Source organism: Novosphingobium sp. EMRT-2, from assembly GCF_005145025.1.
Taxonomy (GTDB): Bacteria; Pseudomonadota; Alphaproteobacteria; order Sphingomonadales; family Sphingomonadaceae; genus Novosphingobium.
The window spans coordinates 270,905-287,908 of sequence record NZ_CP039695.1 but is presented as its reverse complement, the minus strand read 5'-3'; the positions used below and the strand labels follow the sequence as shown (position 1 = coordinate 287,908).

Below are 17,004 nucleotides of genomic sequence, written 5' to 3'. Positions count from 1 at the left end.
GGGCAGGTTCTTTTTAGGAGCAAGATGCTAGGAAAGGCAAGCCTCCCTGCCCTCAGCTATCCTGCCAATATGCCGATCATTCCTTGCGGATCGACACAACCTCGTAGTTTTCGCCCGATCCCTTGATTTCGAATGCCACCTTGTCGCCTGCGGCAATGCCCTTGAGCAGTTCCGGTTTCGCGGTGAACCCCATGGTCATGGCAGGCCAGTCGATTTGCTTGATCGGCCCGTGCTCGATGGTGATCGCGCCGGTCGAGGCGTTGACCGAGACGACTTTGCCCTCTCCGCTGCCAGTTCGGGGCGCGGCAGGTGCCGTCATTGCGTCCATGGCCTGCTTGTCCATCGCCGGCGTTGCGACAGGTGCAGGTTGCTCCGCCTTCTTGCCACATGCGGACAGGGCAATTGGCAAAATCACCAGTGCAGCAATCATCAATGTTTTCTTCACTTTACGTCTCCTTCGGGTTGAACGTGGGGTTGCGACTTGCGGCGCATCAGCAGATAGGCCGCGGGGATGATGAGCATCGACAACAGCGGCGCGGTCAGCATGCCGCCGACCATGGGCGCGGCGATCCGGCTCATGACCTCGGAGCCCGTGCCGCCACCCACCAGCACCGGGAACAGGCCGGCGAGGATCACCGCCACCGTCATTGCCTTGGGCCGCACGCGCAGCAGTGCGCCTTCGCGCACGGCGGCGGCAACATCGCCGTCGTCGCGGGCCTCTAGTGCCTGTTTCAGATAGATCAGCATCACCACGCCGAACTCGGCGGCGACGCCAGCAAGTGCGATGAACCCGACGGCGCTCGCGACCGACTGGTTGTAACCAAGCAGGTAGAGCAGCCACAGCCCGCCGGTGAGCGCGAACGGCAGCGTGCCCATGATCAGCAGCGCCTCGTCCCAGCGGCGGAAGGTGAGGTAAAGCAGCGCGAAGATGATCGCGAGCGTCACCGGAATGACGAGCTTCATCCGCTCCTTGGCGCGGACGAAAAACTCGTACTGGCCGGTGTAGGAGACGCTGACGCCCGGTGGGAGTTGAACCTTGGTGGCGATTGCCTGGCTGATGTCGCCGACCAGCGTCTGCATGTCACGGTCACGCCCATCGACATAGATCCAGGTGACGGGCCGGCCGTTTTCGCTCCTGAGCATCGGCGGGCCGTCGCTGACCCGAACCGAAGCGACGGTGCCAAGCGTGATCTGCTGGCCCGACGGCGTCAGCACCGGGAGGCTCGCGAGCTTGTCCGGGCTATCGCGAATTTCGCGGGGATAGCGCAAGCTGATCGGGTAGCGGGCGAGACCCTCGACGGTCTGGCCGATATTCTCGCCGCCGATAGCGCCGGAGACTACTGCCTGCACGTCGGAGACATTGAGGCCGTAGCGGCCCGCCGCGGCACGGTCGACGTCGATGTCAATGTAGCGGCCGCCGGTCAGCCGCTCGGCGAGCGCGGAGGCAACACCAGGGACGGTCTTCACCACCTGCTCGATCTGCTTCGCCGTGCGGTCGATCTCGGCAAGGTTGGACCCCGCGACCTTGATCCCGATTGGGCTCTTGATCCCGGTCGCGAGCATGTCGATGCGGTTGCGGATCGGCGGGATCCAGAAATTGGCGAGACCCGACACTTTCACCCGCGCGTCCAATTCATCGACCAGTTTCTCGGGGGTCATACCGGGCCGCCATTGGTCGCGTGGGCGAAAGCGGATTGTAGTTTCGAACATTTCCAATGGCGCGGGGTCGGTCGCGCTGTCGGCGCGGCCCGCCTTGCCGAAGACGCTCTCGACTTCGGGCACGGTCTTGATCAGCCGGTCGGTCTGCTGGAGCAGCTTGCCCGCCTCGGCGGCTGAGAGGCCCGGCAATGCCGAGGGCATGTAGAGCAGATCGCCCTCGTTCATTTGCGGCATGAACTCCCCGCCGATCCGGTACATGGGCCACAGGGTAGTGGCGAAGATCAGGGCCGCGATCAGCAAGGTCTGCTTGGGCCGCGCCAGAACCCAGTCGATTGCCGGACGGTAGACGCGCGCTAGCCAGCGGTTGATGGGATTCGCATCCTCGCTGGGGATGCGGCCCCGGATCAGGAGTCCCATCAGCACCGGGATCAGCGTGATGGAAAGGAACGCGGCAGCCGCCATCGCATAGGTCTTGGTGAAGGCTAGCGGCGCGAACAGCCTGCCCTCCTGCCCCTGCAGTGTGAAGATCGGCAGGAACGAGAAGGTGATGATCAGCAGACTGAGGAACAGCGCCGGACCGACTTCCTCGGCGGCGAGCGTGACGATCAGCCGGCGTGTGGGTTTGTCCGGCTCGCTGTCGGGATTGGCCTGATGCCAGCGTTCGAGATGCTTGTGGGCGTTCTCGATCATCACCACCGCCGCATCGACCATCGCGCCGATCGCGATGGCGATGCCGCCCAATGACAGGATGTTGGCGTTAAGCCCCTGCAAGCGCATGACGATGAAGGCGATCAGGATGCCGAGCGGCAGCGTGAGGATCGCCACCAGCGCCGAGCGGGCGTGCCAGAGGAACAAGCCGCAGACCAGCGCGACGATGACGAACTCCTCGACGAGCTTGTGATTGAGGTTCTCGACCGCTCGGTCGATCAGGCCCGAACGGTCGTAGGTCGAGACGACCTCGACGCCTGGCGGCAGGCTCTTCTTCAGTTCATCGAGCTTGGCCCTGACGCCTTCGATCACCGCGCGCGCGTTCTGGCCCTGGCGCATGACGATGACGCCGCCCGCGACCTCGCCTTCGCCGTTGAGCTCGGCGATGCCGCGCCGCATCTCCGGGCCAACCTGGATGTTCGCGACATCGTCCAGCGTCACGGGAATGCCGCCAGCCGCGGTACGGATTGGCACGGCGCGAAAATCGTCAAGTGTCTTGAGGTAACCGCTGGCGCGCACGGTGTATTCGGCGCCGGCCATTTCAACGCTCGCGCCGCCGGTTTCCTGGTTGGCGCGCTTCACGGCTTCGGCGACCTGATCGGCAGTGACGCTGTACGCCGCGAGCTTCTGCGGATCGACCACGATCTGATACTGCTTGACCATGCCGCCCACGCTGGCGACCTCGGCAACGCCCGGCACTGTCTTCAATTCGAAGCGCAGAAACCAGTCCTGGATCGAGCGAAGTTGCGCAAGATCGTGCCCGCCGGTTTTGTCGACCAGCGCATATTCGTAGATCCAGCCTACCCCGGTTGCATCGGGACCGAGCGAAGCCTTCGCCCCCTCGGGCAGACGGCTCTGCACCTGGCTCAAATATTCGAGCACGCGGCTGCGCGCCCAATAAAGGTCGGTGCTGTCGTCGAACAGCACATAGACAAAGCTGTCGCCGACAAAGGAATAGCCGCGAACCACCCGCGCGCCGGGGACCGAGAGCATGGTCGAGGTGATCGGATAGGTGACCTGGTTCTCGACGATCTGCGGCGCCTGGCCCGGCCAGGAGGTGCGGATAATGACCTGTACGTCCGAGAGATCAGGAAGGGCGTCGACTGGGGTGGTTCTGACTGCTGCCACGCCGATTGCCGAGAGCACCAGCGCGGCGGCAATAACCAGATTGCGCGCCTCGACCGAGGCGCGGATAATTGCGGCGATCATTGGCCGCCTCCGATCGGGCGCGCGGTGATGCCGGTAAGGCTGGCCTCGGAATCGAGCAGGAACTGGCCCGAGGCGACGACCTTCTCGCCCGCCGCCAATCCGGCAAGCACTTCGGTCTTGCCGCCACCCTCGCGACCGGTGCGGACCTCGGCCGGACGATAACGACCATCGGACAGCGCCAGCATGACCAGCGTGCGTGCGCCGGTGCGGATCACGGCCTCGCTCGGCACCAGCAGCGCGGGCTTGCCGTCGCCCGCAAAGGCCACCTGAGCGAACATGCCCGGTCTGAGCCGCCCGCCGCTATTGGCCAGTTCGATGCGAACCGTCAGCGTGCGGCTGTCGGCCTGCGCGGTCGGCAGGATCGCGGTAATCCGTCCGGCGAAGCTTTCGCCCGGGAAGGCAGCAAGCGTAGCGCTTGCACTCTGCCCGATGCGCACCAGCCCGGCCTGCGTCTCGGGAACGGCGGCATTGAGCCAGACCGTGCCGATCCCGCTGACCTGCGCGAGGCTCTGTCCGGCCGCCAGGGTCATGCCCACGCGCACGTCGAGCGTCTGGATCACGCCCGCGATGGGCGAGCGAATCGTCACCGTGCCATTGGTCCGCCCGCTTCGTTCGACTTCGCTGATCAGCGCATCTGACATGCCCATCAGCTTGAGCCTCTGGCGCGCGGCGGCGGTGAGGTCCGGCCTGCCGAGCCGCTTCACCGCAAGGAACTCGCCTTGCGCGCCGCCCCATTCGGGCAGTTGCAGATCGGCGATGGGGGCACCCGCGCCGATCACATCTCCCGGCGCGCGGGCATAGACTCTGCTGACGAAGCCACCCGAGCGCGCCTGGACGATTCCCACGTCGCGCTGGTTGAAGTCGATCGTACCGTTGACCGTAAGGCCCGATGGCAACGAGCCCATCTCCGCCGCGACCACGCGCATACCGAGGCTTTGTTTCGCGGCGGCATCCACGCTTACGCCCGGCCCGGTGTCCGGAGCAGCGTCCGCATACTTGGGGATCGTCTTCATGCCCATCGACGAGAGCGAATTGGGATTGTCGTAGTGCTCGGTCGGCACCATTGGGTCGTACCAGTACAGCACCTTGCGCCCCGCAGGCCCCGACCCGGCCTCGGTCGCGGGCGCACCGCCGCGCTGCCCAAGCCAGTAACCTCCGCCGCCTGCAACCAAGGCCAGCGCCAGCGCACCCGCGCCCCAGCGCGCGGCATTCTTCCTGTCCAGCGTCATGGCCGAACTCCTCCATAGGTAAAATTGATCCGCACCGCGTCGCGCGCGACATCGGCTTCGCGCGACAGCGCATCGACTTCGGCTTCGGCGAGGGCCAAACTTGAGAGCAGAGCACTGCCGAGATCGAGCTTGCCCGCCGCGTAGCTCGCCATGTCGAGTTCGGCCCGGCGCTTGGCGAGCGGCACCAGCACCTTTCGGGCGTTTTCGAGCCTGGCCATGTGCATCTCGTGATCGGCAAGATCGCCATCGAGTGATGCTAGGATTTCGCGTTCGGCAGCGGCGCGAGTCAGGCGCGCCTGTGTCTCGCCGCTCAGGCTCGCCGCGATCTTCGGATCCTGCCGCCGCTTGGCGAAGAATGGCAGGTCGATGCTGACGCCCACCGACACCATGTCGCCATAGGCGGGATCGCGGCGGCCATAACTCGCGCTCACCCGCCAGTCCGGGCGCTTGTCGGCGCGCGCAAGGCCGGTGTCGGCTTCTGCGCCGCTGACGGCTGCATCGAGAGCCTTGAGGCGCGGCAACAAGGGAATGCCGGCGATCAGGTTCGCGCGGTCGACTTCCAGCATGGGCAGATCGCCCATGACATCGGCATCGGGATCACCCGTGAAGCGCACTAACCGGGCCTTCGCCCGAACCACCTCGGCGGCAAGTTCGCTGCGCCGGTCGTTGATGGCGGCGCGCAATTGGTCTGGTTCGAGCGCAAAGGCCGGACGAGCAGAACCCGATGCGAGACGGGCCGAAACGGTCGATTGAAGCTCGCCCAGGCTTGTGTCGAGCAGTTGCAACTGCGCCAGTCGCCGCTTGGCGTAGTAGAGATCGATCCACGCTAGTGCTGTCTCCAGCCTGACATTCTGGGTCTCAACCGCAAGCTCGCCCTCGGCCATGCCGATGTCGGCCTCAGCGCGGGTGCGCTGTGCGCTGCGCTTGGCGGGATTGGGGAACGGCTGCTCGACCCCGATCCGCGCCATCGTCATGCTTTCGCGCGTGAAGCTGAACGCGGGCGGGCCGGAAACGGGGAAGTTGTCGAGCCCCACATTGAGTGTAGGATCGGGCAAGCGGCCCGCGGCAACTGCGGCCGAGCGTCTGGCCTCGACACCTGCCTCACCCGCCTGGATCGAGGGCGCATTGCGCGAGGCACGTTCGATCGCTGCGTCGAAAGTCAGCGGTTCGGCCAGTACTGCGCCCGGGATCGCCGCGAGCAGCGGCGCCAGAACAATCAATCGCATGGGAATCTCCTGATCGGGAGAGCCATGGCCAATGCCGAAACGCAAAGCTGGACAAACGGGCGCCGGCGAAGGGGGCATTCTCCGCCGGCGCCACGCGCCCGGCCGTGTTTATTATCGGCTATCGGCCAGGCAATCGCCTTAGCCGGCCGAAGGCGCTGTGCGCTTGCCGCGCATGTCCATCATGCAATCGGCCGCGCTCATCTTCATCATGTCGCAGTTGCAATCCGCCATTTCGGAATTGCGGTCTTTGACCCAGACGCGAACCTGCGGAGGCAGGTTGGACTTGTTCGGTCCGAAAGTGGGACGGGATTGCCATTCCCAATGGCCACCAGCGTTTTGGTGGGCCGAGGCCACGGATGCGCCTGCGAGTGCCGCCGCAACGGCGGCGAGCGTGAGAATCGTCTTCATGTCGAAAATCCTTGATTGAACTACGAGGTGACGCACGGCGAACATGAGTTCGCGAGCGCGCCGCTTGCGTTCAGCCAAGGCGTGCGGGTGGTTCTGGTTCCGGTCCGGTGTCGCGGCCGATCAGCGGCGCGACCGGCATTTGCGGTGGCGCTGCAGCGCGCAGCTGCGGCGTGGCAGTGAATGCGAGCGGCGGAATGAGGGCCGCCGTCACCGCGCAGCCCATCTTGGCCACGCAGTCCGGCGTCATGCCCTGGCAGGGCTTTTCGGGCTGCTGCACCTGCTTGGTGAGGCCCATCATCTCGGCACAGCCGGCGCTCATCTGCGCAGCGGGGGCCGAGACCTGCTCGACCTTTGCGACCGGCATGACGTTCGCAAACGCGACTTCCTGACCGAGTAGGCCAAGAAGTGCTCCGGCGAGCAACAGCAAGGAGAGCAGGCGTTTCATAGAACGCTTCATAGCACATCGCATCGGAACAAAGTCAATTATCGGTCATTGCGGCGCCGTCTCAAGTCTCGGCGCGAGAGCATCGATGGTCCCTATCAACGGCTACAGTCAGCCCAATCCTTTCATTGAGATTTCACCACCAAAGGAAGTCCGGCAAACAACATGACGACCTCGCCAACAGCGGCAGCCACATCCTGGTTTATCCTTCCCGCGACATCGCGGAATCGTCTGGCCAAGGCGTTGTCGGGCACAATGCCCAGCCCCACCTCATTGGCGACCAGAATGACCGGGCCCCGCGCGCCCAAAACCGCACTCAACAACCCTTGCGTTGCCGCGACAGTGTCCCGCTCCGCCAAGAGAAGGTTCGACGCCCAAAGCGTCAGACAATCCACCAGTACCACCGTGCCTGGCGCGCTACACGACGTGATTGCTTCCGCCAGTTCCAGAGGGGCCTCGACGGTCGACCAGCGCGCGCCGCGATCGGCGCGATGCAGGGCAATCCGTTCGCGCATCTCGCCATCGAAGGCCTGTGCCGTGGCCAGATAGACCAGCTCGCCCTCCAGCGCTTCTGCCCTGGTCTGAGCATAGCGACTCTTGCCCGAACGCGCCCCGCCCAGAACCAGCAAGTGCGAAGGCGCGCCGCTCACGCCCTCTCCTCCGCCGTACGCGGGGCCGAGCGCTCCGCCGTGGCCAGCGCCACCAGCGCGTCGATATCGAGATGATCCTCCAGCGCGGAGGCGATCTCGTCCAGCGCCTCCTCGACCGAAGCGCGATAATCCGCTCCTCCGCCTGCCACGTCGATGCGCGACAGCAGCGCGCGGCGCTGGCCCGCATCGGCGAGCAAGCCGTGGACATAGGTGCCGAGCACCGTTCCCGCGGCGTTCATCGCGCCATCGCGGCGACCGTCGGAGAGGATCGCGAAAGGCCGCTCGGTATCCGGACCGCTGGTTTGCCCCATGTGCATTTCATAGCCCCCGAACGGCGCGCCCAAGGCCATCCCGCTGACGGGTCGCAGCGCCTTGCTCGCATGCAGGGTCGTTTCGACATCGAGCAAGCCAAGCCCGCTGACGGTGCCCGTCGGACCTTCCAGCCCTTCGGGATCCGATATGCTCCGCCCCAGCATCTGATAGCCGCCACAAATCCCGAGGGTCATGCCACCGCGCCGATGATGCGCCAGAATATCGATGTCCCAGCCTGCGCAGCGCAGCGCGGTAAGATCGGCGATGGTCGCCTTCGATCCCGGCAGGATGACAAGCACAGCCTCCGCCGGGATCGGCTGACCGGGCGGGATCATGCGCAGTTCGACCCCTTCTTCCAGTTTCAGGGGATCGAGATCGTCGAAATTGGATATGCGCGGCAGGATTGGACAGGCGATAAGCATGCTGCCCCCGGCCTTCGCTCCGCCGCGCTCCAGTACCACGGCGTCTTCGCTCGGAAGCCGTGCGGTGGCACCCAGCCAGGGCACCACGCCGAACCCCAGCCAGCCTGACAGGCTCTCGATTTGAGCGTAGCCATCGGCGAACAGCGCCGGATCGCCGCGAAACTTGTTGATGATGAAACCCTCGATCATCGCCGCATCGGCGGGATCGATGACCGCCTTCGTGCCGACGATGGCGGCGATGACCCCACCGCGATCGATGTCGCCGACCAGCACCACCGGCACGTTCGCCGCGCGAGCGAACCCCATGTTGGCGATATCGCCGGCGCGCAGGTTGATTTCCGCAGGAGAGCCTGCGCCCTCGACGACAACAATATCGCAAGACTGCCGGAGCCGTTCATAGCTTGCCATCACCTCGCCCAGCAGCGCACCCCGCTCCTGCCGGAAGTTACCGGCTCCCAGCGTGCCACGCACCTGGCCATGCACGATCAGTTGCGAGGTGCGGTCGGCCTGCGGCTTCAGCAGCACGGGGTTCATGTCGGTATGCGGTTCAACCCCGCAGGCCATCGCCTGCAAGGCCTGCGCCCGCCCGATCTCGCCGCCATCGCTGGTGACCGCCGCGTTGTTGGACATGTTCTGCGGCTTGAACGGCAGGACGCGAAGTCCACGTTTCTGCAAGGCCCGGCACAGACCTGCTACCAATACCGATTTGCCCACGTCCGAGCCAGTGCCCTGAAGCATCAAAGCGCCCATGCCACTCCCCCCGCAATGATCCACAGGCACAGGCAGGCACGGCCGTAGATGGCCAGAGCGCGCCGAATATCCGCTGCACCGGCGGGGCGATCGCTCTCGCCGATCCATAGTTTGTCCGAAGCGATGCCATCATAGGCGATCGGTCCGGCCAGACGCAGGTCCAGCACTCCGGCGATCGCCGCCTCAGGCCAGCCCGCGTTGGGCGAGGCATGATTGGAGGCATCGCGCCATAGGATGCGCCAGCCCCGTCCACCGCACAGGCAGATCAGCACCCCGGCGATTCGCGCGGGCACCAGATTCAGGACATCGTCGCTGCGGGCCGCCGCCCAGCCAAAGGCACGCCATCGCTCCTCACGGTGGCCGATCATGCTATCGGCGGTGTTGATCGCCTTGTATATCCAGATGCCAGGCAGTCCCAGAACGAGCAGCCAGAACAGCGGCGCGACCACCCCATCGCAAAAACTTTCCGCCAGACTTTCGATGGCGGCCCGGGCAACGCCGGCCGCGTCCAGCTGTGCTGTATCACGCCCGACGATCATACCGACAGCGCCGCGCGCAGCGGGAACGTCCCCCCGCTCCAGCGCCTCGGCAACCGGGCGGACATGATCGTGCAGGCTACGCTGCGCCAGACCCGGCCAGGCCGATACGGCGATGAGCGGCCAAGCCCAGACCCCGGCAAACGCTTCCAGCAGGCTTTGCACCATCCAGCCCACACCGCCGGCCGTGGCCAGCAGAACCAGCACCGTCGCCACACCGGCCATGCGCCGCGCGCCGTCGGAGCGTGCGGCGCTGTTCCACCGCCGCTCCAGTCCGGCGATGATCCAGGCAAAGCCGCCGACGGGATGGCCAATCCGCCGGTAAAACGCCTGCGGCCAGCCCATCGCGGCGTCCAGCACCAGGGCAAGCAGCGCTACCGATTCAGCCATCGGCCAGCGCCTTGTCGAGACGATGCAGCCCCTCCTCGCTGGCCGGCAGGCCCAGGCGCAGCCAGCGCGGGTTGTAATCGAACGGGCGCGTCAGGATCGACGCTCTGCCGAGGCGCTCGAACAGGGCGGCGGCATCATCAACCTCGATCAGCCGGAACAGCGGACAATCGCCAGTGACCCGCAAACCGTGTCGGGCGAGCAACGCATGTAGGGCGGCGGCCTGATCGGCAAGGCCCGTCCGCGTCGCTGTGATCCACTCCGCGTCCCTGTAGGCCGCCGCGCCGATAGCCAGCGCCGCCGCCGAAAGCGGCCAACTGCCGAGCCTGCGGCGATATTGCGCGATCACTTCTCTCGGGCCGAGGACGAAACCCAGACGCAGCCCGGCCAGCCCGAAGAACTTGCCGAAAGACCGAAAAACGATCAGCCGTCGCGTATCATGCACATGGCCTGCAACGCTGATCGCGGGCAGAACATCGGCAAAGGCCTCGTCCACGACCAGCCAGCTCGCCGCATCACGCGGGGCATTCAGCCAGTCCAGTAGCGTGGCCGGTGGAATCATGGTGCCATCGGGGTTGTTGGGATTGGCAAGGATGACGGTCCCTGCCCGTTCACGATCCAGATCGGCCGGCGAAGCGGCGCGGCTTCCGGCGATCATCTCGCCATGGGTGCCATAGCTCGGCCAGGCATGGATGGATGGCCCCGGCACGATGTCGCCCAGCATCCGCAGCCCGATCTCGGTCCCCGGCACGGCGCAGACGTGGTCGGGGTCCGCACCGAAAAAGGCGGCTGCGGTCGCTTCCAGATTATCTAGCCCACCCGCGTCGGGCAAAGCCTGCCAGTCCACCGCCAGACGGTCGGCGCCGGGCCAGCCGTGGGGATTGATGCCGGTGGAAAGGTCGATCCACCGATCATCGCCCGTGCCGAAATGAGCCATGGCCTCTGCCAGCCTGCCGCCGTGGAAGGTAAATCCGGTCATGCCGCCAACCCCCAACGGGAAGCGAGCAGCAGTGCCAGCAGCAGCGCGGTTTCGGTAAGTTCGATGCCTGCGCCATGGCCATCACCGGAAATCCCGCCGATCGTGCAGCGCAAATGCCATCCCCACCACAGAACCAGCGCGGGCGTAGCCAGCAGGGCGGGGAAGAACCACGAAGCAGCCGCAAGAGCAACGGCCCAGACCATGATGTGCGGCAGCCCGATGGCAGACCGGAACCTGGCGCCCAGCCCCTGATGCAGCGGCTCAAGCCACCAGGTCCAGGCCAGCGGGCCGATGCGGGCGGCAAAAGGCACCAGCACGAGCGGAAGGAATGCGCGCGCGTCGGTCAGGCAATCGAGCAGCACGAATTTGGCCAGCAGTTGCAACACGAGGGCCACCACGCCGAAGCTGCCCAGATGGGGATCAGCAAGGACGGCCAGCAGCCGTTCGCGATCCTTCTCTCCGGCCTTATGCGCCGCACCACTGGCATCGGCGATGTCGGCCAGCCCATCGAGATGCAGCGCCCCGGTCATGCCAGTCCACATGGCCAGCGCCGCGAGTGCGCCGATACGGTGATCGACCAGCGATCCGCTCCACGCCGCGCCCGCCACCAGGGCACCGATCACCAGCCCGGGCACCGGAAACCAGCGCATCGAGCGGGCGAAGGCGGAATCGTCCGCCACGATGGCAGGCAGCGGCAGCCGCGTCAGGAATTGCAGGGCCAGGATTAGCCCCTTCATGGCCGCAGCCCCATGATCTGCGCGACTGGATTTGCTCCCGGCCAGACCCGCAGCGACAGCAGCCCGGCATAGGGCAGGTCGAAAGCCCAGACCTGGCGCGCGTCGAACCCGCACAGGACCGCCAACGCCGCCCGCATCGCCCCGGCATGGGTCACGATCAGCGTGGCACGCGGCGCAAGATCACCGACGGCTGCCGAAACCCGGCACTTCAACGCCGACCAGCATTCCCCGCCGGGCGGCGCATGGACATCGGGATCATCCCAAAACCGCGCCAGTGCGGCGTTGTCGATATCGGCGGGAGGCTTGCCGTCCCATGTACCGAAATCGAGCTCGCGCCAGCGCGGATCGATCGCCAGCGCCGTGCCGGCGGCAGCGCCGATCGCCTCCCCCGCGAGCCGCGCGCGAGAAAGATCGGATGCGATCAGCACCGGCGCCTTCAGGCCCTGCGCTTGCGTAACGCAAGCGGCGATCCCGGCGACCGTCGACGCGGCATCGGTGCGCCCGATCAGCGCGCCCGCGCCTTCGGGTTCGCCGTGCCGCAGGAGGTGGAGCACGAAGCTGGTCACAGGCCGCCCGCTACTCCGGCCTCGGCGAAAGTCGCCATGCCATTATGCGTCGCCAGCGCGGCGCGGATGATTGACACCGCCAAGGCCGCGCCGCTGCCCTCGCCCAGCCGAAGCCCCAGCGACAGCAGCGGGTCGAGGCCGAGATGCGCCAAGAGGCCCACATGCCCCGGTTCGGCCGAACAATGGCCTGCCAGGCAATGATCGGTAATGTCGGGAACAGCGGCGGCGAGCGGTGCAAGGGCGGCGCAGCTGATGAAGCCGTCCAGTATCACCGGCACGCGCTGCCGCCGGGCCTCAAGTACGGCCCCGGCAATGGCGGCGATTTCGCGGCCGCCCAGACGGCGCAAGGTTTCAACGGGCGTGTGCGGGGCGTCGGCGTGAAGGGCCAGTGCCCGTTCCACCACCGTGACCTTGCGCGCGATCCCATCGGCATCAAGGCCGGTTCCCGGCCCCACCCATTGCGCGGGCAAGCCGCCAAAGCTGCGCGCGCAGAGCGCTGCGGCGGCGGTCGAATTGCCGATGCCCATTTCACCCACCACCAGCATGTGCATCCCCGGTTCCACCACCGCCGCCCCGGCAGAGAGCGCGGCAAGGCATTCGTCCTCGGACATGGCGGGGGCCGTGGTAAAGTCGGCTGTGGGCCGCTCCAGATCAAGCGGAACCACCCGCAGGTCCAGATTAGCGGCCCCGGCCAGCGCGTTGATCGCCGCCCCGCCGCCCGCGAAATTGGCCACCATCGCGGCGGTCACGCTGGCCGGAAAGGCACTGACGCCGTGGACGACGAAACCGTGGTTCCCGGCAAAGATCGCCGCCCGGACGCGCTCGATCACCGGGCGATCGGTGCCCTGCCAACCGGCCATGAACACAGCGATGTCTTCCAGCCGGCCGAGCGATCCCGCTGGCTTGGTCAGATTGTCCTGCCGCGCGCGGGCTGCGGCTATGGCCCGAGCATCGGGCCGGGCCAGATCGCGCAAGGCCGCACCGAACGCGGCGGGTGAGGAAAAGCCGGTCATTCCGCCACGAACCCCGGTGGCGGGGTGCGGGTGATAAAATGGCCCTTCACCCCTTGCGGCCACTGCTTGAACGGCACCCGCCCATGCTCGCTGGCGGCATAGTGGACGGCATAGTCCAGAATGGCCGTCGCGGCTTCCTCGTCGGGCGTGAACCGGCCCAGCACATAACCGACCTTGCCCGGCGCGCGCAGGTGGATGGTGCAGAATTCGGTGCAGGCGAACAGGCAGGGCATCTCCTGCACCGCAATCCCGGCATAGCGGGCATCGCTGTTCCGCGCGGCCTGTAGCGCGGCCACCATCCGCAGGCCGCCACGCATGCCCGAAGCATCTTCGCGCTCGTCCGCGCTGTGGCGGCAGGTGTTGCATGCAACAATGGCGGGGCCATCCTCCACGGGTGTCAGCATGGTAACTTTTTCCTTTGGGTGAGGGTCATCGCTCGAACACCCGGTCGGCCAGGGGCTCGCGGGCTTGCCAGCCGCGCTGCTCCAGTTCGGGCATGTTGGATTCCTGAGCCGGATAGCCGATGCACAGCAGCGCGATCAGCGACCAGTGCGCGGGCACGTCCAGCATGGCGTGGACCGCCTCGGGATCGAGGATCGACACCCACCCGAGGCCAATGCCGCGCAGCCGCGCCGCCAGCCACAGGGTGTGGATTGCCAGAACGCAGGAATAGCGCAGCGTTTCGGGCATGGTGGCGATGCCAAGGCCATGTCCCGCCTCTGGCCGGTCATCGCAGAACACGGCCATCAGTTCGGGCGCCTCGCGCAGTCCGTGAAGTTTCAACGAGAGATAGTGTTCATGCCGCGTCTGCCCGGCATAGCCCTGTGCCGCGCGCGCGCTTTGCTCGTCGACATGCGCGGCAAGCGCATCACCGATCGCGGGCGAACGCAGGCGCACGAAACGCCACGGCTGTGCATTGCCGACCGACGGCGCGAGCGCGGCACAATCCAGCAGCGCGGTCATGTCCGCTTCCGCCACCGCACGGGGCGCGAAATGCCGGACATCGCGCCGCCAGCGCAGCAGTGCGTTGAAACGCTCGGCAAAGTCAGCGTCGAACAAAGGCGGCTGCGCGCTCAGAACTCGATACCCTTCTGCGCCTTCACGCCGGACCGGAAGGGGTGCTTCACCATGGTCATCTCGGTAACGAGATCGGCCGCATCCATCAGCGCTTCGGGTGCGTTGCGACCGGTGACGATGACGTGCTTCATCTCGTCGCGCGCGGTCAGCACCTCCAGCACTTCGTCCAGCGGCAGATAGTCATAGCGCAGCGCGATGTTCAGTTCGTCGGCCAGCACCATGTGATAGGAGGGATCGGCGATCATCCGCTTCACTTCCTCCCAGGCGGTGCGGGTTACGGCGATGTCCCGCGCGCGGTCTTGCGTATCCCAGGTAAAGCCCTCTCCCATCGGCTTGAATTCGACATTGCAGGGGAAAGCATCGAACACGGCTTTCTCGCCGGTGGTCATCGCACCCTTGACGAACTGGACCACGCCCACCTTCATGCCGTGACCGATCGCGCGCACGACCATGCCCAGCGCCGCGCTGGTCTTGCCCTTGCCCTTGCCGGTGTGGACGATCAGCAGCCCCTTCTCGCGGGTCTTGCTGGCCATGATCGTGCCGCGGGTGGCCTGCTTCTTGCGCATCTTCTCGGCATGGCGGGCATCGCCCTGCACCTGTTCACCATCACCTTCAGGCACCATCGTCCCGCTCCTTTCGCATCAGATAGACATCCATGATCCAGCCATGGCGCGCGCGCAGCTCCGCGCGCCGCGCGGCGATCCGGGGTGCGGCCTCGGCCAGCGCTCCCTGTTCGAGCGCTTCATGCGCCATGCCGAGATAGGCGCCCCACCAGATCGAGATGCCTTGCGGATCGAGCGCGTCGAAGGCGCAGCCACTATCGAGCATGACGACGACGGTATCCGCCGTTTCGGGCCAGCCCCCTTCCCGCAATTGCCGTCCGGTGGTGATCGTCACCGGTCCGGCCAACGGATTCAGCGGGATGGCGTGGGCGGCGGTCAGCGCCTGAATGCTGGTGATGCCCGGCACGACGCGAACATCGATCTCCAACCCGGCGCCTTGCAGCCTTTGCGCGATCCGCAGCGTGCTGTCGTAAAGCGAGGGGTCGCCCCAGACCAGCATGGCAAGCCTGCCGCCACCTGGCAGATGCGCAGCGATCTGCGCGCGCCATGCGGCGGCGATGGCATTGTGCCAGTCGTGGACGGCATCCAGATAGACCGGATCATCGCTGCGTACTGGCAGGTCGAACTCCACGATCTGGACAGGAGCAGTAAGCACGGTGGCGCAAATCTCGCGCCGCAGGTCGATGAGGTCCGATTTCGCGGCGCCCTTGCGCGGCAGCAGGATCAGGTCGGCACGGTTCATCGCCGCCGCCGCCTGCGCGGTCAGGTGATCCGGGTTGCCCGTGCCGATGCCGATGAGGTGAAGCTCGATCATTAGGCCGGCGCGATCATATGGAAATAGGTGCCGGTCACATGGCCCCGGTGCGATCCGGTTTCGGCCACAGCCTCGCCGTCGGCATCGGTCACCCGCGCTAGCGGGGCGTCGGTCTGCTCTAGAATCGTGGAATAATGGAATTCATGGCCGCGCAGTTTGGTCCCCGCGGCAAGGCCCGCCACCGGCGCGAGCAGTTCGGCATGGCGATAGCCCAGGTGCATCCGGCGCTGGGCATGGCTGGTAACGAGGCCGAGCAGCCCGGCCATGCGGTGCCGCTCGCCATTCTTGTCGATCAGCGCCTCGCCCAGCACCATGTAGCCGCCGCATTCGCCATGGACGGGCCGCGTCTGGGCATGAGCGCGCAGGCCGGACAGGAACATCGCGGCACCGGCGATCATCCCGGCGTGCAGTTCGGGATAGCCGCCGGGCAACCAGGCCAGATCCGCATCATGGGCCGGGGCTTCATCGGCCAGCGGCGAAAAGGGCATGATCTCAGCCCCGGCCCGCCGCCAGCCTTCGAGCAGATGGGGATAGAGGAAGGAAAAGGCGGCATCGAGGGCGATGGCGATGCGCTGCGCCGGTGGCGGGGGCAATCGCCCCGCGCCGCCCCCGGCCGCGCGCGTTCCGGCGGCGGCGCGGATCGTGGCAAGATCGGCATGGCCCCGCATGAACGTGGCATAATCGCCAATCGCGCGGTCGAGATCGGGATGCTCCTGTGCCTGAACCAGTCCGAGATGGCGTTCAGGCAGCGTCAGGTCGCCGCGCCGTGGCAGGGCCCCCAGCACAGGTATCCCGACCGCCTCCAGACCCCGCCGCACCAGCCGTTCATGACGCGGGCTGGCCACGCGGTTGAGGATCACGCCGGCGAACGGCAGTTCCGCATCAAGCAGCTTGAACCCCAGCGCCGCGGCGGCGGCAGACTGCGCCTGTCCCGATACGTCCAGCACCAGCACCACCGGCCAGCCCATGCGGCGGGCGATGTCGGCGCTTGCGCCATTCCCTGTCGCCCCGGCCTGCGCGACGCCATCGTAAAGACCCATCGATCCTTCGGCGAGCACCATGTCCGCCCCAGTCGCCTGCGAAGCGATCGTATCCAGCAGAGTGCCGTCCATTGCCCAGCTATCGAGGTTGAACGAAGACCGGCCACTGGCGGCGCGGTGGAAAGCCGGGTCGATATAGTCCGGTCCGCTCTTGAAGGGCTGCACCGCCAGCCCGTCCTCAGCCAGCGCGCGCAGCAGGCCGAGCATGACCGTGGTCTTGCCCGTTCCCGACGCGGGGGCGGCGATCATCAGGCCCGGTGGAAAGCTGCCTGGCACG

At 66.4% G+C, this 17,004-nt stretch carries 18 protein-coding genes; all 18 read right to left on the bottom strand.

All coding sequences use genetic code 11. From position 1 onward, the window contains the following. Positions 1-76 precede the first annotated feature (76 nt). The 18 genes from FA702_RS01530 to FA702_RS01445 all read right to left on the bottom strand — a co-directional run bounded on the left by FA702_RS01530 (position 77) and on the right by FA702_RS01445 (position 16,976). Positions 77-445 carry a copper-binding protein gene (locus tag FA702_RS01530; RefSeq protein ID WP_136954739.1) on the bottom strand — a complete coding sequence of 123 codons (369 nt, stop codon included), beginning with the start codon at positions 443-445 and terminating at the stop codon, positions 77-79. Beyond that, the gene (locus tag FA702_RS01525; protein ID WP_136954738.1) at positions 442-3,576 is read right to left on the bottom strand and encodes an efflux RND transporter permease subunit; all 3,135 of its coding nucleotides are present in this window, start codon (positions 3,574-3,576) and stop codon (positions 442-444) included. Before FA702_RS01525 ends, FA702_RS01530 begins: the two co-directional genes overlap by 4 nt. Continuing rightward, positions 3,573-4,805, bottom strand: coding sequence for an efflux RND transporter periplasmic adaptor subunit (locus tag FA702_RS01520; RefSeq protein WP_136954737.1), 1,233 nt, complete (start codon positions 4,803-4,805; stop codon positions 3,573-3,575). Before FA702_RS01520 ends, FA702_RS01525 begins: the two co-directional genes overlap by 4 nt. Next, entirely contained in the window at positions 4,802-6,031 is a 1,230-nt protein-coding gene (locus FA702_RS01515) for a TolC family protein (protein ID WP_136954736.1), read from the bottom strand. Before FA702_RS01515 ends, FA702_RS01520 begins: the two co-directional genes overlap by 4 nt. Positions 6,032-6,169: 138 nt before the next feature. Continuing rightward, positions 6,170-6,517 carry a hypothetical protein gene (locus tag FA702_RS01510; RefSeq protein WP_255504665.1) on the bottom strand — a complete coding sequence of 116 codons (348 nt, stop codon included), beginning with the start codon at positions 6,515-6,517 and terminating at the stop codon, positions 6,170-6,172. Next, positions 6,510-6,884, bottom strand: coding sequence for a hypothetical protein (locus FA702_RS01505; RefSeq protein WP_136954735.1), 375 nt, complete (start codon positions 6,882-6,884; stop codon positions 6,510-6,512). The genes FA702_RS01510 and FA702_RS01505 overlap by 8 nt, the downstream gene beginning before the upstream one ends. A 122-nt stretch (positions 6,885-7,006) precedes the next feature. Further along, positions 7,007-7,531: a bifunctional adenosylcobinamide kinase/adenosylcobinamide-phosphate guanylyltransferase gene (cobU, locus tag FA702_RS01500; RefSeq protein ID WP_136954734.1), complete on the bottom strand. Its 525-nt coding sequence runs from the start codon at positions 7,529-7,531 to the stop codon at positions 7,007-7,009. After that, complete coding sequence (locus tag FA702_RS01495; protein ID WP_136954733.1) at positions 7,528-9,015, bottom strand: cobyric acid synthase; 1,488 nt, start codon at positions 9,013-9,015, stop codon at positions 7,528-7,530. Before FA702_RS01495 ends, cobU begins: the two co-directional genes overlap by 4 nt. Continuing rightward, positions 9,003-9,941, bottom strand: a complete 939-nt coding sequence (cbiB, locus tag FA702_RS01490; protein WP_136954732.1) for an adenosylcobinamide-phosphate synthase CbiB — start codon at positions 9,939-9,941, stop codon at positions 9,003-9,005. Before cbiB ends, FA702_RS01495 begins: the two co-directional genes overlap by 13 nt. Beyond that, on the bottom strand, positions 9,934-10,917 hold the full coding sequence (gene cobD / locus FA702_RS01485) for a threonine-phosphate decarboxylase CobD (RefSeq protein WP_136954731.1): 984 nt from the start codon (positions 10,915-10,917) through the stop codon (positions 9,934-9,936). Before cobD ends, cbiB begins: the two co-directional genes overlap by 8 nt. Then, positions 10,914-11,654, bottom strand: coding sequence for an adenosylcobinamide-GDP ribazoletransferase (gene cobS / locus FA702_RS01480; RefSeq protein WP_136954730.1), 741 nt, complete (start codon positions 11,652-11,654; stop codon positions 10,914-10,916). Before cobS ends, cobD begins: the two co-directional genes overlap by 4 nt. Continuing rightward, positions 11,651-12,220 (bottom strand): histidine phosphatase family protein, encoded by a 570-nt coding sequence (locus tag FA702_RS01475; RefSeq protein ID WP_136954729.1) that lies wholly within the window; start codon positions 12,218-12,220, stop codon positions 11,651-11,653. Before FA702_RS01475 ends, cobS begins: the two co-directional genes overlap by 4 nt. After that, positions 12,217-13,233 carry a nicotinate-nucleotide--dimethylbenzimidazole phosphoribosyltransferase gene (cobT, locus tag FA702_RS01470; RefSeq protein ID WP_136954728.1) on the bottom strand — a complete coding sequence of 339 codons (1,017 nt, stop codon included), beginning with the start codon at positions 13,231-13,233 and terminating at the stop codon, positions 12,217-12,219. Before cobT ends, FA702_RS01475 begins: the two co-directional genes overlap by 4 nt. Then, positions 13,230-13,637: a DUF1636 domain-containing protein gene (locus FA702_RS01465; protein WP_136954727.1), complete on the bottom strand. Its 408-nt coding sequence runs from the start codon at positions 13,635-13,637 to the stop codon at positions 13,230-13,232. Before FA702_RS01465 ends, cobT begins: the two co-directional genes overlap by 4 nt. Before the next feature lie 25 nt (positions 13,638-13,662). Beyond that, positions 13,663-14,292, bottom strand: coding sequence for a 5,6-dimethylbenzimidazole synthase (gene bluB, locus FA702_RS01460; protein ID WP_255504664.1), 630 nt, complete (start codon positions 14,290-14,292; stop codon positions 13,663-13,665). A gap of 14 nt (positions 14,293-14,306) precedes the next feature. Then, on the bottom strand, positions 14,307-14,933 hold the full coding sequence (gene cobO, locus FA702_RS01455; protein WP_136954725.1) for a cob(I)yrinic acid a,c-diamide adenosyltransferase: 627 nt from the start codon (positions 14,931-14,933) through the stop codon (positions 14,307-14,309). Next, positions 14,923-15,687, bottom strand: coding sequence for a precorrin-6A synthase (deacetylating) (gene cobF, locus FA702_RS01450; RefSeq protein ID WP_136954724.1), 765 nt, complete (start codon positions 15,685-15,687; stop codon positions 14,923-14,925). Before cobF ends, cobO begins: the two co-directional genes overlap by 11 nt. After that, on the bottom strand, positions 15,687-16,976 hold the full coding sequence (locus tag FA702_RS01445) for a cobyrinate a,c-diamide synthase (protein WP_136957198.1): 1,290 nt from the start codon (positions 16,974-16,976) through the stop codon (positions 15,687-15,689). The genes cobF and FA702_RS01445 overlap by 1 nt, the downstream gene beginning before the upstream one ends. Positions 16,977-17,004 lie beyond the last annotated feature (28 nt).